24 protein-coding genes are annotated in these 22,308 nt (G+C 66.1%); 16 read left to right on the plus strand and 8 right to left on the minus strand.

The window, feature by feature from the left end; translation table 11 throughout:
• Window positions 1-85 precede the first annotated feature (85 nt).
• The 3 genes from HOP52_RS07225 to HOP52_RS07235 all read left to right on the plus strand — a co-directional run bounded on the left by HOP52_RS07225 (window position 86) and on the right by HOP52_RS07235 (window position 1,974).
• Complete coding sequence (locus tag HOP52_RS07225) at window positions 86-865, plus strand: PhzF family phenazine biosynthesis protein (protein ID WP_238976699.1); 780 nt, start codon at window positions 86-88, stop codon at window positions 863-865.
• Between the two features lie 33 nt (window positions 866-898).
• The gene (locus tag HOP52_RS07230) at window positions 899-1,360 is read left to right on the plus strand and encodes a YchJ family protein (protein WP_238976700.1); all 462 of its coding nucleotides are present in this window, start codon (window positions 899-901) and stop codon (window positions 1,358-1,360) included.
• A 137-nt stretch (window positions 1,361-1,497) separates the two neighbouring features.
• The gene (locus HOP52_RS07235) at window positions 1,498-1,974 is read left to right on the plus strand and encodes a phosphate-starvation-inducible PsiE family protein (protein WP_238976701.1); all 477 of its coding nucleotides are present in this window, start codon (window positions 1,498-1,500) and stop codon (window positions 1,972-1,974) included.
• Between the two features lie 123 nt (window positions 1,975-2,097).
• On the opposite strand, the gene HOP52_RS07240 is transcribed toward HOP52_RS07235, so the two are convergent.
• Window positions 2,098-2,304: a cold-shock protein gene (locus tag HOP52_RS07240; protein ID WP_238976702.1), complete on the minus strand. Its 207-nt coding sequence runs from the start codon at window positions 2,302-2,304 to the stop codon at window positions 2,098-2,100.
• A 333-nt stretch (window positions 2,305-2,637) separates the two neighbouring features.
• Here HOP52_RS07240 and yghU point away from each other — a divergent pair, with 333 nt between their 5' ends.
• The gene (gene yghU, locus HOP52_RS07245) at window positions 2,638-3,513 is read left to right on the plus strand and encodes a glutathione-dependent disulfide-bond oxidoreductase (protein ID WP_238976703.1); all 876 of its coding nucleotides are present in this window, start codon (window positions 2,638-2,640) and stop codon (window positions 3,511-3,513) included.
• A gap of 92 nt (window positions 3,514-3,605) precedes the next feature.
• Window positions 3,606-4,988 carry a UbiA family prenyltransferase gene (locus HOP52_RS07250; RefSeq protein WP_238976704.1) on the plus strand — a complete coding sequence of 461 codons (1,383 nt, stop codon included), beginning with the start codon at window positions 3,606-3,608 and terminating at the stop codon, window positions 4,986-4,988.
• Between the two features lie 35 nt (window positions 4,989-5,023).
• Here the strand turns inward: HOP52_RS07250 and HOP52_RS07255 are convergent, their stop codons facing one another.
• Both HOP52_RS07255 and HOP52_RS07260 read right to left on the minus strand, forming a co-directional pair.
• Window positions 5,024-6,046, minus strand: coding sequence for a M14 family metallopeptidase (locus HOP52_RS07255; RefSeq protein WP_238976705.1), 1,023 nt, complete (start codon window positions 6,044-6,046; stop codon window positions 5,024-5,026).
• A gap of 3 nt (window positions 6,047-6,049) precedes the next feature.
• Entirely contained in the window at window positions 6,050-7,543 is a 1,494-nt protein-coding gene (locus HOP52_RS07260; protein ID WP_238976706.1) for a glutamate-cysteine ligase family protein, read from the minus strand.
• A gap of 234 nt (window positions 7,544-7,777) precedes the next feature.
• Here HOP52_RS07260 and HOP52_RS07265 point away from each other — a divergent pair, with 234 nt between their 5' ends.
• Together HOP52_RS07265 and HOP52_RS07270 are read left to right on the plus strand one after the other, a co-directional pair.
• On the plus strand, window positions 7,778-8,233 hold the full coding sequence (locus HOP52_RS07265) for a DUF6789 family protein (protein ID WP_238976707.1): 456 nt from the start codon (window positions 7,778-7,780) through the stop codon (window positions 8,231-8,233).
• Between the two features lie 69 nt (window positions 8,234-8,302).
• Window positions 8,303-8,698 carry an HIT family protein gene (locus HOP52_RS07270; protein ID WP_238976708.1) on the plus strand — a complete coding sequence of 132 codons (396 nt, stop codon included), beginning with the start codon at window positions 8,303-8,305 and terminating at the stop codon, window positions 8,696-8,698.
• Window positions 8,699-8,738: 40 nt separating this feature from the next.
• Here the strand turns inward: HOP52_RS07270 and HOP52_RS07275 are convergent, their stop codons facing one another.
• Window positions 8,739-9,122 carry a septal ring lytic transglycosylase RlpA family protein gene (locus tag HOP52_RS07275; protein ID WP_238976709.1) on the minus strand — a complete coding sequence of 128 codons (384 nt, stop codon included), beginning with the start codon at window positions 9,120-9,122 and terminating at the stop codon, window positions 8,739-8,741.
• A 295-nt stretch (window positions 9,123-9,417) separates the two neighbouring features.
• Between HOP52_RS07275 and HOP52_RS07280 the strand changes: the two genes are divergently transcribed.
• Window positions 9,418-9,981, plus strand: coding sequence for a cytochrome b (locus HOP52_RS07280; protein ID WP_238976710.1), 564 nt, complete (start codon window positions 9,418-9,420; stop codon window positions 9,979-9,981).
• Window positions 9,982-10,068: 87 nt separating this feature from the next.
• On the opposite strand, the gene HOP52_RS07285 is transcribed toward HOP52_RS07280, so the two are convergent.
• Window positions 10,069-10,380 (minus strand): hypothetical protein, encoded by a 312-nt coding sequence (locus HOP52_RS07285; protein WP_238976711.1) that lies wholly within the window; start codon window positions 10,378-10,380, stop codon window positions 10,069-10,071.
• A gap of 480 nt (window positions 10,381-10,860) precedes the next feature.
• On the opposite strand from HOP52_RS07285, the gene HOP52_RS07290 reads away from it, so the two are divergent.
• A complete protein-coding gene (locus HOP52_RS07290; RefSeq protein WP_238976712.1) occupies window positions 10,861-11,544 on the plus strand; it encodes a transglycosylase SLT domain-containing protein in 684 nt (227 codons plus the stop codon).
• Here the strand turns inward: HOP52_RS07290 and HOP52_RS07295 are convergent.
• Window positions 11,514-12,497 (minus strand): patatin-like phospholipase family protein, encoded by a 984-nt coding sequence (locus HOP52_RS07295; protein WP_238976713.1) that lies wholly within the window; start codon window positions 12,495-12,497, stop codon window positions 11,514-11,516. The genes HOP52_RS07290 and HOP52_RS07295 overlap by 31 nt on opposite strands.
• Window positions 12,498-12,544: 47 nt before the next feature.
• A complete protein-coding gene (locus HOP52_RS07300; protein WP_238976714.1) occupies window positions 12,545-12,895 on the minus strand; it encodes a hypothetical protein in 351 nt (116 codons plus the stop codon).
• Window positions 12,896-13,074: 179 nt separating this feature from the next.
• On the opposite strand from HOP52_RS07300, the gene HOP52_RS07305 reads away from it, so the two are divergent.
• From HOP52_RS07305 to HOP52_RS07320, 4 genes are read left to right on the plus strand one after another with little or no spacing between them, the layout of a single operon-like run.
• Window positions 13,075-13,353 (plus strand): YkgJ family cysteine cluster protein, encoded by a 279-nt coding sequence (locus tag HOP52_RS07305; RefSeq protein WP_238976716.1) that lies wholly within the window; start codon window positions 13,075-13,077, stop codon window positions 13,351-13,353.
• On the plus strand, window positions 13,337-13,648 hold the full coding sequence (locus HOP52_RS07310) for a tautomerase family protein (protein ID WP_238976717.1): 312 nt from the start codon (window positions 13,337-13,339) through the stop codon (window positions 13,646-13,648). Before HOP52_RS07305 ends, HOP52_RS07310 begins: the two co-directional genes overlap by 17 nt.
• A 38-nt stretch (window positions 13,649-13,686) precedes the next feature.
• A complete protein-coding gene (locus HOP52_RS07315) occupies window positions 13,687-13,926 on the plus strand; it encodes a hypothetical protein (protein ID WP_238976718.1) in 240 nt (79 codons plus the stop codon).
• Between the two features lie 55 nt (window positions 13,927-13,981).
• A complete protein-coding gene (locus tag HOP52_RS07320; RefSeq protein ID WP_238976719.1) occupies window positions 13,982-14,722 on the plus strand; it encodes a creatininase family protein in 741 nt (246 codons plus the stop codon).
• A gap of 41 nt (window positions 14,723-14,763) precedes the next feature.
• On the opposite strand, the gene HOP52_RS07325 is transcribed toward HOP52_RS07320, so the two are convergent.
• Entirely contained in the window at window positions 14,764-16,563 is a 1,800-nt protein-coding gene (locus HOP52_RS07325; RefSeq protein ID WP_238976720.1) for a coiled-coil domain-containing protein, read from the minus strand.
• A gap of 184 nt (window positions 16,564-16,747) precedes the next feature.
• Between HOP52_RS07325 and ftsH the strand changes: the two genes are divergently transcribed.
• From ftsH to HOP52_RS07340, 3 genes are all read left to right on the plus strand, one after another.
• Entirely contained in the window at window positions 16,748-18,697 is a 1,950-nt protein-coding gene (gene ftsH / locus HOP52_RS07330; protein ID WP_238976721.1) for an ATP-dependent zinc metalloprotease FtsH, read from the plus strand.
• Window positions 18,698-18,836: 139 nt separating this feature from the next.
• Window positions 18,837-20,129, plus strand: coding sequence for an ATP-grasp domain-containing protein (locus HOP52_RS07335; RefSeq protein WP_238976722.1), 1,293 nt, complete (start codon window positions 18,837-18,839; stop codon window positions 20,127-20,129).
• Between the two features lie 12 nt (window positions 20,130-20,141).
• Window positions 20,142-22,163, plus strand: a complete 2,022-nt coding sequence (locus HOP52_RS07340) for a CocE/NonD family hydrolase (RefSeq protein WP_238976723.1) — start codon at window positions 20,142-20,144, stop codon at window positions 22,161-22,163.
• Window positions 22,164-22,308: the final 145 nt, after the last annotated feature.

Raw genomic sequence — 22,308 nt, forward strand, 5'->3', positions numbered from 1 at the left:
CGATAGCATCGTTTCTGTGGACGATCACCGCGCTGATCGTGCCCCCTCGATGGATATTCCCCCATACACAGGCTTCAAGGATGCTATGAAACTCGATCTCTATCAGGTGGACGCCTTCGCTCGTCGTCCCTTCGAGGGCAATCCCGCGGCGGTATGCCCGCTGACCGAGTGGCTGGACGATGCCACGCTGCAGGCCATTGCGGCGGAGAACAATCTTTCCGAGACCGCTTTCTTCGTGCGCGAGGGGGAGGGCTATCGGCTGCGCTGGTTCACGCCGGCGGTGGAGGTCGAGCTGTGCGGTCACGCCACCCTGGCAAGCGCCTGGGTGATCTTCAATGAACTGGGCGAGAGGGGCGAGACACTGCGTTTCGCCACCCGCAGCGGCGAGCTGAGGGTCAGCCGCAGCGAGGCAGGCTTGGCGATGGATTTTCCCGCCAAACGGGCCGAGCCGATGGCCGAGCCCGACACGGTGCTGGCCGCCCTGGGACTGGCGCAAGGTGACGTCGTCATGTCCGATGATATTCTCGTCGCGGTGGAGGACGAGGAGACCGTGGCGGCGCTGGCGCCGGACATGGCCAGGCTGGCGGCGCTGCCGGGGCGCGGTGTGGCGGTCTCGGCGCCGGGGCGGGAATTCGACTTCGTCTCGCGCTGGTTTGGGCCCAAGGTGGGCGTCGAGGAGGATCCGGTGACCGGTTCGGCCCATACCACGCTGGCGCCCTACTGGGCCGAGCGACTGGGCAAGATGACGATGACGGCCCGGCAGGGCGGTGCCCGCCAAGGGCAGCTGACATGTGAATGTCGGGGCGACCGGGTCATCCTCACCGGCCAGGTGGCCCCCTATCTGCGCGGTACTATCCGGCTCTGAAAGCCCCCATCACGATACCGAGGTTTGTCTCGTATGACACAGCCCGACCGCACAGCCTGTCCCTGCGGCAGCGGCCAGGCGCTGGCCGACTGCTGCGGGCGCTATCACGCCGGCGAGCCGGCGCCGACTCCCGAGGCGCTGATGCGCTCGCGCTACAGCGCCTTCGTGCTCGACCTCCCCGACTACCTGCTGGCGACCTGGCACCCGAGCACCCGGCCCTCGAGCCTTGCGTCGGACGCTGCGACCCTCTGGAAGCGTCTCGAGGTGCTCGAGAGCGGCGTGGAGGGCGAGCGGGGGAGGGTGCATTTCCGTGCCACCTTCCGCGAGGGGAGGCGCTGGTCGGTGCTGGAGGAGGCCTCGCGCTTCGTGCGCGAGGCGGGGCGCTGGTTCTACATTGATGGCAACCCGGCCGTCCACCGACTCAAGCCCGGCCGAAACGCGCCCTGTCCCTGCGGTAGCGGGCGCAAGTTCAAGGCCTGCTGCGGCCTGGCCTGAGGGGTTGGGCGGCATCGACCTGCTGCCAGTGGGCTTTAAGGCCTGGCGTCGGTATCAGGCTCGCCATAAGCTTCTTGCTGACCGGCGCTCGCATTCCGCGAACCTCTCTGCCGCCGGGTTTACGCCGGAGATGCGCCATGGAGCATGACGAGAAGACTCCTCACCGCGTGCCACAGCTGCTGCATGACGAACTGCCCGAGGAGCATGAAGACCCGTTGATCAGGCGGCTGCATGTCGTCATTCGCTTTGCCATCAAGCTGCTGGCGGTGCTGATGGTGCTGGTTATCATCTGGGGGGTGCTGGATGTCATCTACGTGCTCTACACCAAGTTCCTGTCGCCGCCGCTGCTATTGTTTGAGGTCGGCGATATCTTCGTGATCTTCGGTGCCTTTATGGTGGTGCTGATAGCGGTGGAGATATTCATCAATATTCGGCTCTACCTGGGCACCAATGTCCTGCCCATCCGCCTGGTTATCGCCACGGCACTGATGGCCATCGCCCGTAAGGTGATTATCTTGGATATCCAAACCGTGTCGGCCGAGGAGATGCTGGCCATTGCGGCGGTGGTGCTGGCGCTCGGCGTGACCCACTGGCTGGTGGGTAAACGGGAGTAGGCTCCTGGGGCCGAACAGGCGGGCGAATATATCAATTGGCGGGTGAATAAAACGCATCAGGGCCCGCCTAGGCGGGCCCTGATGTCGAACCCTATGGGTTCGAGAACTCGTATGACCCTTAGGTCAGGCGAGTGCCTTGATATTCGAAGCCTGGAGGCCTTTCTTACCCTGGGTCACGTCAAAAGAGACGCTCTGACCTTCCTGCAGGGATTTGAAGCCTTCAGCCTGAATTTCGGAGAAATGGGCAAAAACGTCGTCACCGCCGTCAGCCGGTGAGATAAAGCCAAAACCCTTGGAATCGTTGAACCACTTGACTGTGCCAGTCGACATATGAAAATCCTCTCGCGCTAAGCGCTTTGCAATCAATCCTGGTGTTACCCAGATGAGTAGCGGGTACAACAAGAAATACAATTACAGGCTGCCGAAAGAATTCGATGCTTCTGAAACTATGCTTACTTGCTAACCAACTGGCACCACAGTGTCATGCTTGGCGGTGTGGGTCAAAGGATTTCGAATATATTTTATCGATGCCCTGGCGTGGTGGCTTAGCCAATGAAACCTTAACAGGCTATCGTTTGTCGGATGAAGTTTTAAGGCCTTGCTGCCTTGTCGGGGCAGTGTTTGGCCACGACGCCTGACAAGACGCCGGAATAGGAGGCTTCTATGAGCCAAGGACACGACTACACGCCACCCAGGGTCTGGACCTGGGAGAAGGCCAGCGGCGGCAAGTTCGCCAGCATCAACCGGCCCATCGCCGGGCCGACCCACGAGAAGGCGCTGCCGGTGGGCAAGCACCCGCTGCAGCTCTACTCGCTCGCCACCCCCAACGGGGTCAAGGCCACGGTGATGCTCGAGGAGCTGCTGGCGCTGGGCCATAAGGGGGCGGAGTACGATGCCTGGCCGATCCGTATCACCGAGGGGGAACAGTTCGGCAGCGGCTTCGTCGAGGTGAACCCGAACTCCAAGATCCCGGCGCTGATGGACCACAGCACCGCGCCGCCCACCCGGGTGTTCGAATCCGGTTCCATTCTGCTCTACCTGGCGGAAAAGTTCGGCGCCTTCCTGCCCGACGATCACGCCGGTCGCACCGAGGCGCTGAACTGGCTGTTCTGGCAGATGGGCAGCGCCCCCTTCCTCGGCGGTGGCTTCGGCCACTTCTATGCCTATGCGCCGGAGAAGATTGAGTACGCCATCGACCGCTACGCCATGGAGGCCAAGCGCCAGCTCGACGTGCTGGATCGTCGCCTGGCCGAGCGGCGCTTCCTGGCCGGCGACGACTACACCCTGGCCGATATCGCCAACTGGTCCTGGTATGGCCAGCTGGTGCTGGGCCGGCTCTACGACGCCGCCGAGTTCCTGCAGGTGCAGGAGTACCGGCACGTGCAGCGCTGGGCGAAAGAGATCGATGTCCGCCCGGCGGTGCAGCGCGGTCGCATGGTCAACCGCACCTCCGGCGACCCGGCGATGCAGCTCCACGAGCGTCACGACGCCAGCGACTTCGCGACCCGGACCCAGGACAAGCTCGAGCCCGTGGAGTAAGGCGCCCGTCTTGCTCAACTCCGTCGGTCATCGCCGCGGTCATCGCCGCGGTCATCGCCGCGGTCGGCGTTCAACTGGCCTTCGACCCCCACGTGCACACCCCTTCGCCCAATGACCAGCCCCTCGAGGCGGACCTGCAGCAGGCCCAGGAGCTCGTCGCCTGGGCGGATCATCTGGTGTTCGTCTATCCCACCTGGTGGGGCTCGGTGCCGGCGCTGCTCAAGGGCTTCCTCGACCGTATCATGGCCCCCGGCTTCGCGTTTCAAACCTGCGAGGGCGGGATCGGCTATCAGGGGCTGCTCGACGGCCGGTCGGCGCAGCTCATCACCACCATGGACACGCCGCCGCTGATCCATCGCCTGCTCTATCGTCAGCCGGGCAGGAATGCCATGGCGCGCGCCACGCTGGGGTTCTGCGGCGTTCGCCCGGTGCGGACGCTCGCCTTCGGCTCGGTCAAGGATGCCAGCCCCCGCCAGCGTCAGGCCTGGGTCACGCGCGCCCACCGGGAGGGGGAGCGGCTGGCCCGCGGCCGGCTCACCCCGGGGGAGCGGCTGGCCGACAAGGCCGGGGCCTGGCTGCGCGCCCTGCGTCTGCAGTTCTACCCCATGACCTGGGTGGCCTATGCGATGGGCGGTCTTGCCGCGTCGCCGGGCGGCGGGGTGTTCGCCAGCCCGGTGTTCTGGCTTGGTTACCTCTGCCTGTTCCTGCTCGAGGTGGCCACCGTGCTGGTCAATGAACTGGTCGACCTGCGCACTGATCGCCTCAACCGCTACTACAGCACCTTCACCGGCGGCTCGCGGGTCCTGGTGGAGGGGCGTCTGAGCCGGCGCGAGGTCAGGGCGGGCATCGTCATCGCCCTGCTGGGCGTGGCGGCAAGCGCCGTCGGGCTGCTGATCATGGCCCCGGCAGCGCCAGCGACCGTGATCGCCGTGCTGGGCATGCTGGCGCTGCTTGCCATCGGCTATACGGCGCCACCGCTAATGCTCAGCTATCGCGGCCTGGGCGAGCTCGATGTGGCGGTCACCCATAGCATCGGCGTACTGCTGTGCGGCTATGTCTTCCTCGGCGGCGCCTGGCATGACCCGCTGCCGTGGCTGCTGAGCCTGCCGCTGCTGCTGGCGATCCTCCCCTCCATCACCCTCTCCGGCATTCCCGACCGCCAGGCCGATGCCAGCGCCGGCAAGCGCACCCTGGCGGTGCGCCTGGGGCATCGTGGCGCCCTGCGGGTGGCGCTCGTTGCCACCCTGCTGGCCGCCGGCTGCGCCCTGGTCTGGTCGCTCTCGGGGCTGGCGGCAGGCGCCTATGCCGGCATCGGCCTGGCGGTGGTGCCCCACGGTGCCTGGCTGGCCTGGTGGCTGGTGCGCCAGCTACGCCTGAGTCATCCGCCCGAGCGCATCGACGGCCTGATGGCCGCCTCGCTGGGCTATGTGCTGTGGTTTGGGTTGATCCCGCTGTTCCGGCTGGCCGGTGGGTGAAAGCGGTATGGGGCACCGGGCAAGGGGGCCCACCCTCAGTAGGGCACCGCGTAGAACAGGCAGTCACTGCGGGCGATCTCGGCATTGGTGGTGGCCATGAACAGACGCAGGGGGCGGCGGGGGTAGAGTTTCCCGTCGCGCTCACACAGCAGCTGCCGGATACGCTCCTCACCCCGGGCATCGCGCGCCTGGAGGTTCGCCAGGCCGCCCTCGCCGAGCCAGCCGAGGCAGACTTCCGGCGAGGTCACGCCGCGGTTGTACGCATCGATGCGCGACCACAGCGTCACCTGAGCCCCGTGCTGCGGCGCGTGTGCGTAGGCAATGCGGACGCCCGGCTTCAGCTCCACGCGCAGCGGATGAGCCAGGACTTCAAGCGCGGGATTGGGTGACAGGTCCGTCACGCTCGGCCACTCGGCCAGCTTCCGGTACACGGCACCCGCCACCTCCACGGCAGCGGGTTGCAGAGCGCCCCCGCACTCCAGGGTGAACATGGGGCACCGGCTGAGAAGCGGAAAGGCGAACGGGAGCTCCATCAGGCTGCCCAGCCGAAAGTCGGTGACGATCAGCTTGTCGCAGAAGCGTCCCGCCAGGCGTTCGATGCATGGGTCGCAGTGCGTGGCGACGGCAAAGGAGGGGCCGTTGCCCGAGGTGTTGTGCAGGTCGATCACGCATTCGGGCGCCCGCGCCATGATGTCGTGGGTTATCGCCTCGGCGAGCATACCGGAGGCATCCTCGTAGGGGGGGCGAAAACAGCGGTTCAGGTCTCGCCCGCCCGGTGCGATGCGCTGAGTGAAGTGTGGCGGCGCCAGTGCCGCGGCGACATTGGCCACCAGCACCGCCAGCCGTGTCTGCGGCTGCGGCCGCTCGGCCAGCCAGCGATGCAGTGCCAGAATGCCGGAGGGTTCATTGCCGTGCAGCAGGGTCGTGATCACCCGGCAGCGGTCGTTATCGACCCCGGACAGCTCGATCCACACAGGGCCGCCGAGCGATTGCACCCAGGTCACCACATCGCTGTGGTCGACCGGGGGGTCGGTGATAACGGGGAGAGACTCTGGCACGATTCACACCTCCGTTGGCCAGCTGGCGACGGGTCGATTACTCGCCGCTGCCTCACAGTAGTGCCGCAACATGAGGCGGCAGGCGTCGTACCGTGAAGCGCCTCGCTGCTCGAGGCGCTCCAGCACGCGGCGCTGCCAGCAGGCGCCATTGGTGCGCGCCGCCAGACGATCGCGGATTATCGCCAGATAGGGGTCACAGTCGGCCCCCGCCACTCCTGCCGAGCGCAGCCCGGAGCGGGCGTAGGGCAGTAACGTCTCCAACAACTCCACCACCGGTAGTTCCACCATTCGGTGGTGCTTGCGATGGGGCCACAACAGCCGAGCATCCAGTCCGGACTGGGCGGCGCGGTAAAAATTGTACTCCGCGTAGCGGAAAGGAATGGCGCTCAGCAGTTCGTTGACCTCATCGCGCAGGCCCAGCACCAGGCCCAGTATCAGGGCAGAATTGGCGACCATGTCGCAGGGTGTTGGCCCCGACGGCAGGGCGCGGATTTCCACCCTCAGATGGCCACCGTAAGCGGGGTCGTAGACCGCACGATTCCAGGGCCACACGGTGCTCATGTGCATCCGCAGTTCCGACAGCGCCGGCGGGCCTGTGCCAGGCTGCCACTCTTCCGGGGGGGTGTCGCTGTTGAGGGGGATAATAGGCGGGTGCAGGGCGACGGCCTCGGCGAACAGCTCCCAGGCACTGCGGCGTACCCAGCCTTCACCAAACGTCACCCGTGACGGCTGGCGCCAGCGACCAGTGCCGCGCATGCGACAGTCCACCGACTGCTTGAACAAGGCGATACGGGTCTCATCCCACAAACGCCGCTGCAGAAACAGGGGGGAGTTGGCCGCCACCGCCAGGACCAGCGGCGTCACCAGTTGCAGGGTGTTGAAGGTATCGGCATAGCGCTCCGGCTCCACCCGCAGGTGCAGCTGATAAGAGGTATTGGCGCCCTCGAGCACCACATGGGAGCTGGAGACGCGGATGGAGTCGTCGCCGTGGATCTCGACGGTGAAATCCTCTTCGCCACGCAGCCGCCGGAGTGACTGCTCCAGTGCCCGATAGCGCGGCAGGTCGGTCATCGCGTGTTCCCCGAGTTCGTCGGGCAGCAGGGTGGGCAGTATGCCGATGGAGATGATGCGCCCCTGGTGCGCCGCCGCGCCCTCCTGCAACCGCGCGATGGCCTGCAGCAATTGCTGTTCCAGGGCATGCAGTGGCTGCCCCGGCAGTGGCAGCGGTGTCAGGTTGTATTCGATGTTGAAGCGATTCAACTCCGGCTTCATCTGCGTGTCCTGCAGATCCTCCATGATCTGCTGGTTGATGGACAAAACGTGTCCATCGCCATCGGCGATATAGGTTTCCAGTTCCGCGCCGAGGCTCAGCTCACCGCTACCGAAGCCCGGCTGGCGCAACAGTTCCTGCAGCACGGTGAGGCTGGTTTGTAGGCGCTCATCGAACAGCCTTGCTTCGGACGCCGTGAATTCGTCTCGCTCCACGTTTGATCCCATGGACCGCGCCCTCCTGAACGACCGATAGTACTTTCATTTTAGAAAAGAAACGTGGGTAGGCATGTGGTGTATGCGGGTGCCGGCCGGTGCCACTGATCCGTGACTGGAGCAGGGCAATGCCCGCGTCACCGGTGACGTGATCAGTCGGGCCAGCAGCCGCAGGGAGCCTGCCTATACTGTGTTTATCAGAGCCTGCCTATACTGCTACTACACTCGCCGGTTGGGAGAAGCGTTATGATTGCTAACCTGAGTAAAGGGATGGTCGCCGGATTCGTGGCCACCCTGGTCATTTCCCTGTTCCTGATCCTGCGTCTGTCAGCAGGGCTCATGCCCTGGTACAACCCCATCGAGATCATGAACCTGACGTCTCAGAGGGTGCTGGGGACGCCCAACAGCATTTTCGTGGGCTGGACCATTCATTTTTTGGTGGGCACGCTGATCTGGGGCACTCTGTTCGCGCTGCTGGAATCCCATATGCCTGGCAAGACCTATACGCGACGTGGGCTGGAGTTCGGCCTGTTCACCTGGGTGGTGGTGATGGTCACGGTGTTCCCCCTGGCTGGATCGGGCTTTTTCGGCATGGGGTTCGGGGTGATAGCACCCATTTCCACTCTGCTGGGGCATATCGTGCTGGGGCTGGTGCTGGGAGCCGTCTACGGCTGGCTGCGGGGCATCGAGATCGCGAGGTGATGACGCCAACGGTGACCGTGCCGACGCGGACTGTGGCATATTACCCATTTCCGTCTGGAGGTCACCGATATGGCAAGCATCTTCACCCGCATCATCGAGGGCGAGATTCCGGGGCACTTCGTCTGGGAAGATGATCGGTGTGTGGCGATCATGACCCTGAACCCCATGAAGCCGGGCCACCTGCTGGTGATTCCCCGTCAGGAGGTCGATCACTGGGACGATCTGCCGGCCGACCTCACCGCTCACCTGATGGGGGTCTCCCAGACCCTGGCCAAGGCGCTCAAGCGTGCCTACCCCTGTGAGCGGGTCGGCATGCTGGTCGTCGGCTTGGAGGTGCCTCATGTGCACATCCATCTGGTGCCGATCGATGCGATGCAGGATATCCGGGTGGAGGGGCTCGCCCAGGCGGAGTCCGAGGCGCTGGCCGAGGCGGCGGAGCGTATTCGCCAGGCCCTGCCGGCATAGCCCTTGCGGCCGCCTTGCCGCGGCCGCACGTGGCTCATGATCACTGCACGGCGGTGACGACCACCGGCGCAACGCCGCGACTGATCATGCCGAGTTCCCGAGCGGCGCGTTTGGAGAGGTCAATGATTCGCCCGCGTACGAAGGGGCCGCGATCATTGATGACGACCGTCACGTTGCGCCCGTTGTCCACGCGCGTCACCACTACCTCGGTGCCGAAGGGCAAGTCGGGGTGGGCGGCGGTCAGCGCCTGCTGGTCGAAGGGTTCGCCGCTGGCGGTGGTCTTCCCCTGGAAATAGTCGCTGTAGAAGGAGGCGATGCCCTCCTGGGGGTCCGCCTCGATCTCATGGGCCAGGGCAGCATGGGTGCCGAGTGCTAACGCCGCCGACAGGCAGCAGCTTAGGAACAGGCGCGATCGGGTTCCCATAGGGTTACCTCACGGATCTCATGATGCAGCTATTGCATGCTGCAATGCAGTATATTTCAAGGGCGAGGCCATGGTAACCGGCTTCGCTGGGGGTGGCAAGCCTTTTGGAGATAGGCGGAGATCGGTGCAATATGGCGACAATGTGTCGAATTTTCCCTTGCTGGGCACGGCTTTCCCTTCATTGGTGTCTCTCCGTGGCGGGGCGTTGAAGAAAAAATGGCCGTGCAGACAGGCGCAGGCGGCGGCATTGGCTAGGCTGAAGCCATGCCTTGACTCGTTGCCTTGGGAGAACGCTATGTCAGAGACGTCTGAGACGGATCGCTACGCCTTTCCTCATCGCGTGCTGCACTGGTTGGTCGCCGTGCTGCTGCTGCTGTCGCTGGCCAGCGGCCTCACCTTGGGTTTCCTCGGCTTCGAGGGTGCCATGGAGCGCTTTGGCCGCGCCGGGACCGACTTCCTCTATACCTCGCACAAGAGCTTCGGGGTGGCAATACTGGCGCTGATGACGCTGCGCCTGATCACCCGGCTGCTCTTCGTGGTGCCCGACCACGACCCGCCGCTGCACCCCTTTCAGCGCGTTCTCAGCACGGCGGTGCACTATCTGCTCTATGTGGCGCTGCTGGCCCAGCCCATGCTGGGCTGGGCGGCCACCGCCAGCGGGGACTTTCCGGTGCAGTTCCTGCACTGGCATCTACCCGGGGTGGTCGGCGTGAACGAGGAGCTGTCGGAGCGGCTGTTCGTATGGCATGGCTGGCTGGGCTGGGCAATCCTGGGGCTGGTGGCCCTGCACATCACCGGCGCCCTTTATCACTGGCTGATTCGGCGCGACGGGGTGATGACGCGCATGAGCCTGTTCTGATCCGGGCAGGCCGATAATGAAAACACCCCATTCGGCCGGGGCCGAATGGGGTGTGGGTGGAGCCTGCTGATACGCAGGGGCCTGCCGTCAGGGCTGCTGCTCTGGCTCGAACAGTTCGGCCTTGGCGTCGCGCATGACGTCTTCGCAGGCGGCCTGGTGGGCTAGTTGGGTGAGCAGGCTCTGGGTCAATGCGAATCCCTTGCCCAGGCAGGTGTCGATTTCCTCCCGACTGACCTGCGGGGTGACGCTGCAGTCAATCTTGATCGTTCTTCCGCCGCCATCCAGCTTGTCGGCTAATGCACGTATCTGCCAAGCGATACGCTCCCTCCAGCTGGCTGACGCTTCCACGCCTTCGTTTACGCTAAACGTGCACTGCCACTCAGGCTTATAGACCTTCATGTGAACCTCCCGTGCTGGCTTGGATAGAATGATCGATCGTGGTGGCTACTCCGTGTCAGAATCTCTTGCACGCTCACTATACCGCCCGGTGGGCATCCGCTGCCAGGCATTCAGGGACGTATTGTTGACAGGCGCTGGCAGGGAGTGTCGGACGTCAGCCCAGGTAGGTGGCAACGGCGTCGGCGGCGGCGCGCTGCAGCAGGGCCTGGGCGGCCCAGAACTGTAGCACTTCGTTATCGAAAGAGCGGTTGGGGATCGTTGAGATGTTCATGGTGCGGGCCCTCCTATAGGGACTACCACCACCAGCGTAGGCGCTTTCTTGCTGCAGTGCAGCATTTATTTCTATGTCAAGTCATGCTTGATTAGCTTCTGCAAGATTATTGGTCTGGCGCGGAACGCAAGGCCCGCTGAATCGGCCGATCCGGTATCCTGTGGGCGCTCAGGCTGGGCAAGGCGGTCAGGGGGATTAGGGGGAGTGGGATGACAGCGAGGGAGCCGAGCGGCATCAAGGGGCCGGGAAGGTGGTATCGCGCGCTGCGCGGGTTGAGCGTGGGCGTGCTCGGGCTGCTGGTCAGCGGCTGCGCCATGATGGCACCGGCACCGCCGGAGGATCAGCGCAATATCTGCGAGGTCTTTCGCGAACAGCCCAGATGGTACGACTATGCCCGCGACTCCCAGGCCAAATGGGGCACGCCGATTGCCACCCAGATGGCCTTCATTCAGCAGGAGTCGTCGTTTCGCAGCCATGCGCGTCCGCCGCGCAAGCGAATCCTGGGCTTTATTCCCGGCAGTCGCCCCTCCTCCGCCCGCGGCTATGCCCAGGCGCTGGACCCGGTGTGGGGGGAGTATCGGGACGACGCGGGCGGCACCCTGGCTCGCCGGACCCATATGAAGCATGCCACCGACTTCATCGGCTGGTACAACGCCCGCACCCATCGGCAGCTGGGTATTTCACTCTACAATCCCGAGCAGCTCTATCTTGCCTACCACGAGGGCGCCGGCGGCTATCGGCGAGGCAGCTACCGCGGCAAGCCCCAGGTGAGGCAGGCCGCCAGCCGCGTCCAGGCGCGTGCCAACCGCTATCAGTCGCAGCTGGCCACCTGTGAGGCCGAGTTTCGCTGTCGGCGCTTCTATCAGGTCGGGCCTTTCTGTTCCGACAGCTGATCGTCGCTATCCTGCCTGATCCCTGGCTGGGCCGTTTCTGCCTGCCAGGCCTCCAGCCGTTCGCGCAGTTCGTCGGCCGTGGGCTGCGCCTGGGCCAGCACGTCCATGACCCGGTTGAAGTGCAGCAGGCGCACGCCAGCCACGTCCGGCTGGAGGTAGAGGTCGGGCGGCTGGTGGCGCACCATCTGGCGGGTGATGGACTGCTGCATGATCTCGAAGGTCTTGAACAGTAGATCCGTTATGCCGGCGACTTCGCCCTCCACCGGTTCGCGCCTGCCGGTAACATCCACGGCAATGACCCGGTCGACTCGGCCCTGCAGCAGGTCGAAGGGCAAGGGGTTGGAGGTGCCGCCATCGATCAGTAGCTGATGGTCGCGGCGGCTGGGCTTGAACAGCCCGGGGACCGCCATGCTGGCCGCCAGTGCCGGGAACAGCTCGCCCTCATCGAGTACCACGCTCTCGCCGCTCCAGTAGTCGGTGGCGACCACCGAGAGGGGAATGCGCAGTTCGCTGAACTCCCTGACCTCCGTGTGGCTGGCGAGAAAATGCAGGAAACCGCTGGAATCGAGCAGGCCGCCTTCACCCAGGCCAAGCTGTACCAGGTCGGTGATGCCGAGCTCACTGTTGCCGGCCAGTTCGGAAAGGGCGTCCAGCGGTGAGCCTCCGAAATCGTCGAACAAATCGAGAATCTCGTCGGCGGAGAGCCCGGCCGCATAGAGTCCGCCGATCACCGCCCCGATGCTGGTGCCGGCGATATGGTCGGGTTGGATCTCCAGCTCATCGAACACCTGCAGGATGGCGATGTGTGCCAGGCCACTGGCGCCGCCCGACCCCAGGGCCAGGCCGATGCTGGGGCGTGGCGCCTCGTCTGCGGTGCCCAGCGCCGGCGGGGCGGCCAGCAGCAGGCAGGCCAGCAGCAGGCCGGTGAGGCCGGCGCCAAGATGTCGTGGCATACAGGGCTCCTCATCTCATCTACGGGTCGCCGCGGAGTCGACCGGCGTCAGCCGATATCGCACCAGGCTTCGTGGGCACAGCTCTGGCAGCGGTAGAACCCTTCATAACGGCCTTCTTCCTTGGGGCTTTCGCGTACCGTGCCCTTCTGGAACCGGAAGCTGCGTAGCGAACAGATCGGGCAGCGCGCCACATCGTCGCGTGGCGCCTTGGGTGGGGAGTGGCGGGGCGGGGCCGCGTTGGCCGGCCGCGTCGTGCTCTCCTGCAGGGCTTGGTCCAGCTCGGCGTTCAGCTCCTCGGCCAGTCGTCGGGCGGCCTCGGCCTGGTCGCTGGCGGCGAGGCTCGCCAGTTCACGGATCTGCTCCTTGATGCGCTTAAGTCGCGGCGTGGTATCGGCCATCTCGGACCCTCCATCAGGTCGTCTTTGCGTGAACGCTCCCTACATCAGCATAACGCGCACTGGCCGCTACGGCTTCTCTCGCCATGGTGGTGGCAATACGCTACTGTCGGGAGCTTCAGGGTATCTCGCATTGGCTGGCACTAGGGTGCCGGAAAGGAGGGGGCTTGCGGGAAATTGCCGTGGAAAATCTGCCGACGGCGGGAGTGACCTGCTCCAGCTGCCGCGCCAGCTGCTGTCGCCTCGAGGTCATGCTGGTCACCGACACCGGGGTGCCGGAGCGCTATATCGCCACCGATGCCTGGGGCGGGCAGGTCATGGCGCGGCTGGCGGATGGCTGGTGTGCCGCCCTGGACCGCGACACCTTGCGCTGCCGCATCTACGCGCAGCGCCCCTGGATCTGCCGCGAGTTCGCGATGGGCTCTGATGAGTGCCTTGCCGAGTATGAGCCTCGCGGATGATGGCCTGGCAGGCATCGGCGGAGTCGTAGACGTTGCGACAGGGCGGTTTTGCATCGACCATACGGGCCTTTGCCATCAGGGCCTTTGCCATCAGGAGTCGAGCATGCCGATCGTGACCATCCAGCAGTTTCCCCGCGATCTGGAGCAGAAGCGTGAGCTGGCGCGTCGAGTGACCGAGGCCTTCGTCGAGGTCTACGGCGCCGAGCCGCAGAGCGTCCAGGTGTTCTTCAGCGAGGTGGAAGCCGAGAATTGGGCCAAGGGCGGCGTCATGGGCAGCGATAGCGCCGGACGCTGAGCCTGCCAACCGACAACCGAGACAGAGAGATTCGAGCGATGATCAAGACTGAGCACAAAGAGTGGATGAAAGGCCACCTCGAGGAGATCGCCACCGCGGTGATGACCGCCTTCTTCACGGCGCTGATGTTCCGGGTGGGGCTGGGCATGCTGTTTTCGATCGTCATGGGCCTGGCCCTGGCGTATGTGATTCGCCTCTTCGCCCTGAAGAAGGCGCTGGAGGCCATCGTTCGCCGGGTGCCGTGGCTCAGGCAGCAGGACCTGCCTCGGGAGCCTTGAGGTTGGGGGGCGGTCAGGCCCGACCGCCTCTTCCCGCACACAGAGGAGAGTCGTCATGAAACTGCAGCTGGCCACCTGGCAGGAGGTGGAGGCCTACCTTCAGCGCTCCACCGGCATCATCGTGCCCATCGGCTCCACCGAGCAGCATGGCCCCAATGGCCTGGTGGGCACCGATGCGATCTGCCCCGAGGCGATTGCCTGGGCGCTGGGGGAGCGGTACGAGGTGCTGGTGGCGCCGACCCAGAGCCTGGGCGTGGCCCAGCACCACCTGGCCTTTCCCGGCACCCTCAGCCTGCGCCCCAGTACGCTGATCGCGGTGCTGCGGGATACCGTAACCTCGCTGGCCCGCCACGGCTTCACCCATGTGATGCTGCTCAACGGCCACGGCGGCAATATCGCCACCGTCAATGCGGCCTTCGCCGAGATTTATGCCGAGCGCGACGGCGCGCCCGGTGGCGAGCTGCACCTCTCGCTGTGCAACTGGTTCGCCGGCCCGCGGGTGCGCGAGCTCGCCGGTTCGCTCTATGGCCAGGCGGAGGGGAGTCATGCCACGGCTTCCGAGGTGTCGCTCTCCTGGTTCGCCCGGCCTGAGGCGGTCAAGCGGGTGGCGATGTCGCCGCGCATCGCGCCTAGCGGCACTGCGCTGTGCGATGCCGAGACCTTCCGCCGCCGCTTTCCCGACGGCCGCATGGGGTCGGACCCGTCGCTGGCCAGCGTCGAGCACGGGGCACGCTTCCTCGAGGCCGGCGTGGCCGACGCCTGGGAGGCCTACCAGGGGTTTCTCGCCGGGCAGTAACGGGGGCAGCCGCACGGCGTGGCGCCGCCGCCCGAGGGCCGTCAGCCGGCCGGTCCGTTGAGCCGGGCAAAGCCCTCGCCCTGATGGATGGTCAGCTGGTTGAACGGAATCCCCCAGCCGTGTTCGTTGCAGGCCTGCACGCAGGCCGCCTGGATCAGCCGGTTGACCTTGAAATAGTAGGCGGCGGCCTCGCCGCTGAGGGTGGCCATGATCTGGTAGTCGAGCGAGGAGTCGGCCGCCTCGCGAAACTCCGCGCTGACGCTCTCCACCCACTCGGCCACCTCGGAGTCGGCCAGGCGGGACAGCACCGCCTCCCGGAAGATCGCCGACACCTCGGCCACTGGCAGGCTCTGGTGCCGGTAGTCGATGCCGAAGATCACCACCGCCAGATAGCTGTCCCGGGAGAGGTTGCGCGGTCGGGCGGCGAGGAAGCCGGCGGTGTCGTACTGCACCAGGTTGCCCAGCACCCGCAGCTGGACGACCTCCGGGGACTGGCGCGCCACCTGGCCGAAGGTACCGTCTTCGAGCAGCACATAGTCGCCCGCGCGGGTGGGAAACCAGGGCTCGTCGTGGTTGAGCGGCCGCGAGATCAGCGTCGCCAGCTCGGAGAGCGGCAGGCGCAGGCGGCCGTTTTCCAGCTCCGGGTTGACCAGCCAGGAGTAGAAGCCGATGGCCCGCACGCGCCAGGGAATGCCGGCGTAGATCACCCGCTCGCGTTCGCGCACCTGGCCGGCGTTGAGGAACAGCCGTGCCTCGGCCAAGTAGCGCGGCAGGTAGGTGCGAAAGCTCAACAGCAGGGCCACGATCAGCAGCAGTGCCAGGGAGAACAGCACCAGGTCGCCTGCCGCGTAGAGCACCATCATGAACACCATGACTGACAGCAGGGCGGCCACCAGCCGATAGCCGAGCAGGAACAGCCGGGTGCGCATGCCGCGACGCGGTATGCCCCGGCGTTCGCGGTAGCGCAGCAGGCGGTTCATGCCGCCCTGGAGCACCAGAATGGTCAGGGCCAAGGCGCCGATGGCGACCAGCAGGGTCAGGCCGCGGCCGACGAAGAACTCGCGCAGGGCGCGCTGGCCCTGCTCGTAGATGCTCTCGTCCCGCTCCATCAGGTTGTCGAGCTGAAGCTGGACGATGGCCTGCTGGCGCTGCAGGTCCTCCTGGCGGTCCCGCCAGGCTTGCGCCAGCGCCTCCAGGCGACTCGCGGTGGCCTCGTCGTGGTCGGCCTCGGCGAAGGCCTCGATATTGTTCAGGGCCTGGTTAATCACCCCGAGGCGCTGGTGGATCAGGGCGCGGTCCCGACGCAGGCGCTCGAGGGTGCGCGGGCGCTCGGTGAGCTGGCGCATCTCGCTGAACAGCGGGCGCATGATCGAGAGCAGTTCGTCCTGCCAGTTGAAGTCCTCCTGCTCGACCTGCTCGGTGAGAATCGAGCGATCGAGCCCGCCGATCGCCACGTCCTCGAAGATCTCGCGCAGGTTGCGGCGCTGCTGCTCGAGCTGCTCGAGCTGCTCGCGGATCTGCTGGTACTCCTCCTCGTCCGCTTCGAGGCTCTGCAGGCGATGGCGCAGTATCTCGCCGCGGCTGCGCACCTCGACCAGCGAGCGCTGGATATCGCGAAGCTGGCGCAGGGCGTCGTCCTGCTCGCTTGGCTCGAGCCGCGTCCCCGGGGTGACGTCGAACTCGGGTAGTGCATCGAGCTCGGATTCCAGCGCCTCCAGGGAAGCCGGCGCCTCATCCTGGGCGTGGGCCTGGGCGGGCAGCCAGAGCGCCAGCAACAGCAGCAGGGGCCACAGCAGTCGGGCCGAGGGGGAGTGGCAGCGAAGGGAGTGGGCGGACAACATGACATCCTCAGTGGGAGGGAGGGGGCTCAGCCGACAGGGGAAGGGTCAGTTTTTTTTGGAATGAGAGGCGACCAGTCTACTGGCTTTGGTGGGGAGCGGAGAAGGGGGCCCTGCCGGCTTGGTCTTGTCATGCCGCCCGGGGATCGGCATGTTGTTATGCACACCCTTGGATGCCGAGTGCGCCATGCCGAAATCCGATCCGCACAAGCCGTCGAAGACTCCCGGCAAGCCGCCTTCTCCGCTCGACTGGGAGTCGCCGCCGTCAGGCGCTGGACCGCAGCCGTCACAGCAGCCACAGAGTCCGCAGTGGTTGCTGTTCGTGTGGTTCGCCTTCGCCATTCTGCTGCTGGTCTTCTATCTCGATGCGGCCCAGCGCGAGGTTCAGGTCGAACTCAGCTACACCGAGTTCCTCGAGGCGGTCGATGCCGGGCACGTCGAACGGGTGGTCCTGCGCGGCCAGTCGGTGGAGGGCCACCTCACCGAGTCAGGCCGCGAGGCGCTGGAGGTGGGCGAGGCCGAGACCTTCGAGACCACGCGGCCGGATGTGGAGAGCGAGCGGCTGCTGGAGCGGCTGGAGGCCCAGGGCATCCATATCGCGGCCCGGCCGGTGGATCCGCCCTGGTGGCAGCGCATTCTGGTGGGGGCGCTGCCGTGGATCCTGATCCTAGCCCTGCTGTTCTGGTTCTGGAATCGCATGCAGCAGCGTGCCATGTCGGGGGGCGGTATGTTCAGCATGGGCAAGTCCCAGGCCCGGCGGGTGCGTAGCGAAGAGAGCGAGGTGCGCCTGGACGACGTGGCCGGCTCGGAGAACGCCAAGCGCGAAGTGGTCGAGGTGATCGAGTTCCTCAAGGCGCCCGATCGCTTCCAGGCGCTGGGCGCCAGGATCCCCCGCGGGATCCTGATGATGGGGCCGCCCGGCACCGGCAAGACGCTGATGGCCCGCGCGGTGGCCGGCGAGGCCGAGGTGCCCTTCTTCAGCATCAGTGGCTCGGAGTTCATCGAGATGTTCGTCGGGGTGGGGGCCTCGCGGGTCCGCGATCTCTTCAAGCAGGCCAAGGAGCAGGCGCCAGCGGTGATCTTCATCGATGAGCTGGACTCCATCGGCCGTTCCCGGGGCGCCGGCATGGGCGGCGGTCATGACGAGCGCGAGCAGACCCTGAACCAGATCCTCTCGGAAATGGACGGCTTCGAGGCGGAGGAGTCGGTGGTGGTGCTGGCGGCCACCAACCGGCCCGACGTGCTGGATTCGGCGCTGCTGCGACCCGGGCGCTTCGACCGCAAGATCACCCTGGAGCGGCCCCACCGCGACGCACGGCACGCTATCCTGGAGGTGCATACCCGCCGGATACCGCTGGCCGAGGATGTCGACCTGGAGCGCCTGGCCGCGATCACCATCGGCTTTTCCGGGGCGGATCTCGCCAACTTGGCCAACGAGGCCGCCCTGCTGGCCGGCCGCCGCGAGCAGGAGTCGGTGGACTGGGCCTGCTTCGCCGATGCCCGCGACCGGCTGCTGCTGGGCGAGGCTAAGGATGTGGGGCTCTCCGACCAGGAGCGCCACATCGTCGCCTACCACGAGGCGGGACATGCGCTGCTGGCCTATCTGCTGCCCAAGGCCGACCCCCTGGAGAAGGTCACCGTGCTGCCGCGCGGCCAGGCGCTGGGGGTGACGGCCCAGGTGCCGGACGAGGAGCGCTACAACCACGGCGAGGCCTACCTGCGTGATCGCATCACCGTCATGTACGGGGGGCGCCTGGCCGAATCGATCGTCTTCGGCGAGGTCAGCAGCGGGGCGGAGAACGACCTGGAGCAGGCCACTCAGCTGGCAAGGCGTATGGTGGCCCGCTGGGGCATGAGCGAGCGGGTGGGGCCAGTGATGTTTGCCCAGAGCCGCGAGCAGGTGTTCCTCGGCAAGGAGATGGCCCAGGCCCGCGAGCACAGCGAGGCCATGGCGAACCTGGTCGACGAGGAGATTCGCCGCCTGCTGACCGAGCTGGAGGCGCACGGGCGTCGGCTGATTGAGGAGCACCGCGCCGCCCTGGACGCCCTGGCGTCGGCGCTGGAGACCCAGGAGACGCTGGAGGCGAAGGCGATTGCCGAGGTGCTCGAAGGCGCTGGCGCCGCAACGGGTCGATAACCTCGCCTCGCTGGGCTTCGAGGCCATGACGCCGAGCCAGGCCACCGTTGGCGCGGATGCCGCCTTGAAGTGCCATTCCGTTGACTGCATCTAGTCATTATCAACGTGTCGGAATGGCATCAGGGGGGGGGGCAGTGCGATGGCCACCAAGAATGTGTTCGTTTTCGGCTTGAATGACTTCAACCGCCGCAAGCTGGAGAAGCTACGCGGCAGCCAGGCGATTGACTTCCATCAGTTGCTCGACCGCCGCGAGCTGGTGGAGCGCCGCCACTATCCCATCGAGGAGATCCTCGAGAATGCCCGCCAGCGGCTGCGCGATTTCCCGGGCTCGGTCGACGGCATCGTCCACTACATCGATTTTCCGGTGAGCACCATCGTGCCGATTCTCGCCGAGGAGTTCGGCCTGCCTTCGGCGTCGCTGTCGGCGGTGCTCAAGTGTGAGCACAAGTACTGGGCGCGGGTCGAGCAGGCCAAGGTGGTGCCCGAGTGCGTGCCGCCCTTCGCCGCCTTCGATCCCTTCGACGACGCCGCCCTCGAGCGCCTCGAGCGCGAGGTGGGCTACCCGATGTGGATCAAGCCCATCAAGTCCTTCTCTTCCTATCTGGGCTTCCGAGTCGATGGTCCGGCGGATTTCCACGCCGGGGTGACGCGCATGCGCGACGAGATCAGTCGCTTCCAGGCCCCCTTCGACTACCTGCTGGAGAAGGTGGCGCGCCCCTCGGAGGTGGCCGAAGTGGGGGGCGGCCACTGTATCGCCGAGGGCATCATCGACGGCCGCCAGTGCACCCTTGAGGGTTACGGGCACCAGCGGCGCATCGAGGTCTACGGCGCGGTGGACTCGCTGCGTCACGCTAACCGCTCCACCTTCGGCCGCTACCAGTACCCCTCGACGCTGCCGGAGCGCGTGCTCGAGCGCATGGAAGCGGTGACGCGGCGCTTCATGCGCCACATCGGCTACGACAACGCCCCCTTCAACGTCGAGTTCTTCTGGGACGAAGAGAGCGACCGCATCTGGTTGCTCGAGGTCAATACGCGCATCTCCGAGTCCCACTGCGACCTTTTCGAGAAGGTCGACGGCAGCTCCCACCATCAGGTGGCGGTGGACCTGGCCCTGGGGCGCGCGCCCGACTTCACCAAGGGGGCGGGTGAGTATCCCATCGCCGGCAAGTTCTTCCTGCGCACCTATGGCGATGCCCGCCTCCGCCAGGTCCCCGATGCCGATGAGATCCGGCGCGTCGAGCGGCAGGTGCCCGGTGCCACCATCCAGGTTCAGGTCGAGGAGGGAGGCCAGCTCTCAGAGCTGATGGATCAGGACAGCTACAGTTTCTGTCTAGCCTTGGTGTTCATCGGCGCCGAGGAGGAAGCCGAACTCCTGGACAAGTTCGATGAGGTCGGCCGATTGCTGACCTTCGAGTTCGACAAGGCCTGCTGAGGAGGTGCTTGAATGGAAACGGTTCACGACTTTCCTTATCAGGTACGCCGCATCGAGAATCTCTGGATCCCCCTGCCGGAGGGAACCCGGCTTGCGGCGCGCGCCTGGATTCCGGAAGCCGCCGAGACCACCCCGGTGCCGGCCATTCTCGAATACATTCCCTACCGCAAGCGGGACTTCACGCGAAGCCGCGACGACATCATGCACGGCTGGTTTGCCGGCCATGGCTATGCCTGCCTGCGCGTTGACCTGCGCGGCAGCGGTGAGTCGGAAGGGCTGTTGACCGATGAGTACCTGCCGCAGGAACTCGATGACGGCGAGGCGGTGCTGCGCTGGATCGCCGACCAGCCCTGGTGCAACGGCCGCGTCGGCATGATCGGGATTTCCTGGGGTGGCTTCAACGGCCTGCAGCTCGCCGCCCGTCAGCCGCCGGAATTGGGCGCGGTGATCGCCGTTTGCGCCACGGATGACCGCTACACCGATGACATTCACTACATGGGCGGCTGCCTGTTGGCCGACAACCTGTCCTGGGCCTCGACCATGTACAGCCATACGGCCTTGCCACCGGATCCCGCTCTGGTGGGGGAGAGCTGGCGCGAGACCTGGCACAAGCGCATGGCGGGAAGCGGCTTCTGGCTCGAGTCCTGGCTGTCCCATCAGCGCCGCGACGACTACTGGCGCCACGGCTCCGTCAATGAGCATTTTGACGCCGTGCAGGTGCCGGTGATGGCGGTGTCGGGCTGGGCCGATGGCTACTCCAACGCCGTGCTGCGCCTGCTGGAGGGGCTCCGAGTGCCGCGCCAGGGGCTGATTGGCCCCTGGGGTCACAAGTATCCCCACCAGGGACAGCCGGGACCGGCCATCGATTTTCTGAGCGAAGCGGTACGCTGGTGGGATCGCTGGCTCAAGGGGGTCGAGAGCGGCGTGGAGGCCGAGCCGATGCTGCGTGCCTGGATGCAGGAGAGCGCTCGCCCCGAGACCAATCTGCGCACCCGGCCCGGGCGATGGGTGGGTGAGCCCGCCTGGCCGTCGCCGCGTATCCGCGACTGGGTCCATCCCCTGAGCCGCGGCCGGGTCGGCGGGCCGGGCCATGAGGCGGACAGCGGCCGGCTGTCGATTCAGTCGCCGCTCTCGGTGGGGCTGTTTGCCGGGCGCTGGTGCTCCTTTACGGCCACCCCGGACCTGCCCCACGACCAGCGCGAGGAGGACGGTGGCTCGCTGGTATTCGACAGCAAGCCTCTCGAGGCGCCGCTGGAGATCCTCGGCGCGCCGGTGGTAAGGCTGCGGGTGGCGGCCGACCAACCCGTCGCCATGGTGGCGGTGCGGCTCTCGGATGTCGCCGAGAACGACGAGGCCACCCGGGTGAGCTATGGTGTGCTCAACCTGGCCCATCGCAATGGCCATGCCGACCCCCAGCCGCTGACACCGGGCGATTTTCATGACGTCAGGGTGGAACTCAACGATATCGGTCAGCGCTTTCCGGCCGGTCACCGCATCCGGGTATCGGTCTCCACCTCCTACTGGCCCGTGGTCTGGCCGGCACCGGTGCCGACGCGGCTGACGGTCGATACCGCCGGCAGCACCCTCTCGCTTCCGGTGCGTGACGATACCCGCGGCGACGACGCCCTCCGCGATCCGGGGCCGGCACGCGGCGCCCCGGCTGGCGCCGTGACCCAGCGAATCCCGCGCGACTATGCCTGGAACGTGCTGCGCGACCTGGCGGCCGACCGCTCGGTGCTGGAGGTGCGTAAGGACGAAGGGGAGAGTTATCTCGCTGGCCCCGACCTCACCCTGCGCATCCGCACGGTGGAGCGCTACTCCCACACCGGCAACGACTACCGCAGCGTGCGCGGCGAAACCGAGGGGCAGCGCACCCTGTCGCGAGGCGACTGGTCGGTGACCGTCCGCACCCGCACGGTGCTTACCTCGGATGCCACCCACTTCTACCTGCGCGCGGAGATGGATGGCTACGAGGGGGATCGTCGGGTGCATTCGCACAACATCGAGCGTGCGATCGAACGCGACGGGGTGTAAGCCTTTGGCGTCGACCGGGGGCGTGCGATTGCAGGGCGATAGTCAAGCGCCCCCGCCGCCTTTCTGCTATCCTGCAGGCCTTCCACGCTTTCCCGGCCCATGCCGCCCGGCTTTCGCCGCCGCCCGCTGTCGACTCCGACTCGCT

It is taken from the genome of Billgrantia campisalis (assembly GCF_022341425.1).
Classification (GTDB): Bacteria; Pseudomonadota; Gammaproteobacteria; order Pseudomonadales; family Halomonadaceae; genus Halomonas; species Halomonas campisalis.

Excerpts from the sequence above, each read along its gene's own strand:
- HOP52_RS07235 (WP_238976701.1), top strand. The coding sequence starts at position 1,498 with ATGGAGCATGACGAGAAGACTCCTCACCGCGTGCCACAGCTGCTGCAT.
- HOP52_RS07290 (WP_238976712.1), top strand. The coding sequence starts at position 10,861 with ATGACAGCGAGGGAGCCGAGCGGCATCAAGGGGCCGGGAAGGTGGTAT.
- HOP52_RS07295 (WP_238976713.1), bottom strand. The coding sequence starts at position 12,497 with ATGCCACGACATCTTGGCGCCGGCCTCACCGGCCTGCTGCTGGCCTGC.
- HOP52_RS07240 (WP_238976702.1), bottom strand. The coding sequence starts at position 2,304 with ATGTCGACTGGCACAGTCAAGTGGTTCAACGATTCCAAGGGTTTTGGC.
- HOP52_RS07265 (WP_238976707.1), top strand. The coding sequence starts at position 7,778 with ATGATTGCTAACCTGAGTAAAGGGATGGTCGCCGGATTCGTGGCCACC.
- HOP52_RS07340 (WP_238976723.1), top strand. The coding sequence starts at position 20,142 with ATGGAAACGGTTCACGACTTTCCTTATCAGGTACGCCGCATCGAGAAT.
- HOP52_RS07335 (WP_238976722.1), top strand. The coding sequence starts at position 18,837 with ATGGCCACCAAGAATGTGTTCGTTTTCGGCTTGAATGACTTCAACCGC.
- ftsH (WP_238976721.1), top strand. The coding sequence starts at position 16,748 with ATGCCGAAATCCGATCCGCACAAGCCGTCGAAGACTCCCGGCAAGCCG.
- HOP52_RS07260 (WP_238976706.1), bottom strand. The coding sequence starts at position 7,543 with ATGGGATCAAACGTGGAGCGAGACGAATTCACGGCGTCCGAAGCAAGG.
- yghU (WP_238976703.1), top strand. The coding sequence starts at position 2,638 with ATGAGCCAAGGACACGACTACACGCCACCCAGGGTCTGGACCTGGGAG.
- HOP52_RS07320 (WP_238976719.1), top strand. The coding sequence starts at position 13,982 with ATGAAACTGCAGCTGGCCACCTGGCAGGAGGTGGAGGCCTACCTTCAG.
- HOP52_RS07315 (WP_238976718.1), top strand. The coding sequence starts at position 13,687 with ATGATCAAGACTGAGCACAAAGAGTGGATGAAAGGCCACCTCGAGGAG.
- HOP52_RS07270 (WP_238976708.1), top strand. The coding sequence starts at position 8,303 with ATGGCAAGCATCTTCACCCGCATCATCGAGGGCGAGATTCCGGGGCAC.
- HOP52_RS07300 (WP_238976714.1), bottom strand. The coding sequence starts at position 12,895 with ATGGCCGATACCACGCCGCGACTTAAGCGCATCAAGGAGCAGATCCGT.
- HOP52_RS07230 (WP_238976700.1), top strand. The coding sequence starts at position 899 with ATGACACAGCCCGACCGCACAGCCTGTCCCTGCGGCAGCGGCCAGGCG.
- HOP52_RS07325 (WP_238976720.1), bottom strand. The coding sequence starts at position 16,563 with ATGTTGTCCGCCCACTCCCTTCGCTGCCACTCCCCCTCGGCCCGACTG.
- HOP52_RS07285 (WP_238976711.1), bottom strand. The coding sequence starts at position 10,380 with ATGAAGGTCTATAAGCCTGAGTGGCAGTGCACGTTTAGCGTAAACGAA.
- HOP52_RS07310 (WP_238976717.1), top strand. The coding sequence starts at position 13,337 with ATGAGCCTCGCGGATGATGGCCTGGCAGGCATCGGCGGAGTCGTAGAC.
- HOP52_RS07225 (WP_238976699.1), top strand. The coding sequence starts at position 86 with ATGAAACTCGATCTCTATCAGGTGGACGCCTTCGCTCGTCGTCCCTTC.
- HOP52_RS07280 (WP_238976710.1), top strand. The coding sequence starts at position 9,418 with ATGTCAGAGACGTCTGAGACGGATCGCTACGCCTTTCCTCATCGCGTG.
- HOP52_RS07275 (WP_238976709.1), bottom strand. The coding sequence starts at position 9,122 with ATGGGAACCCGATCGCGCCTGTTCCTAAGCTGCTGCCTGTCGGCGGCG.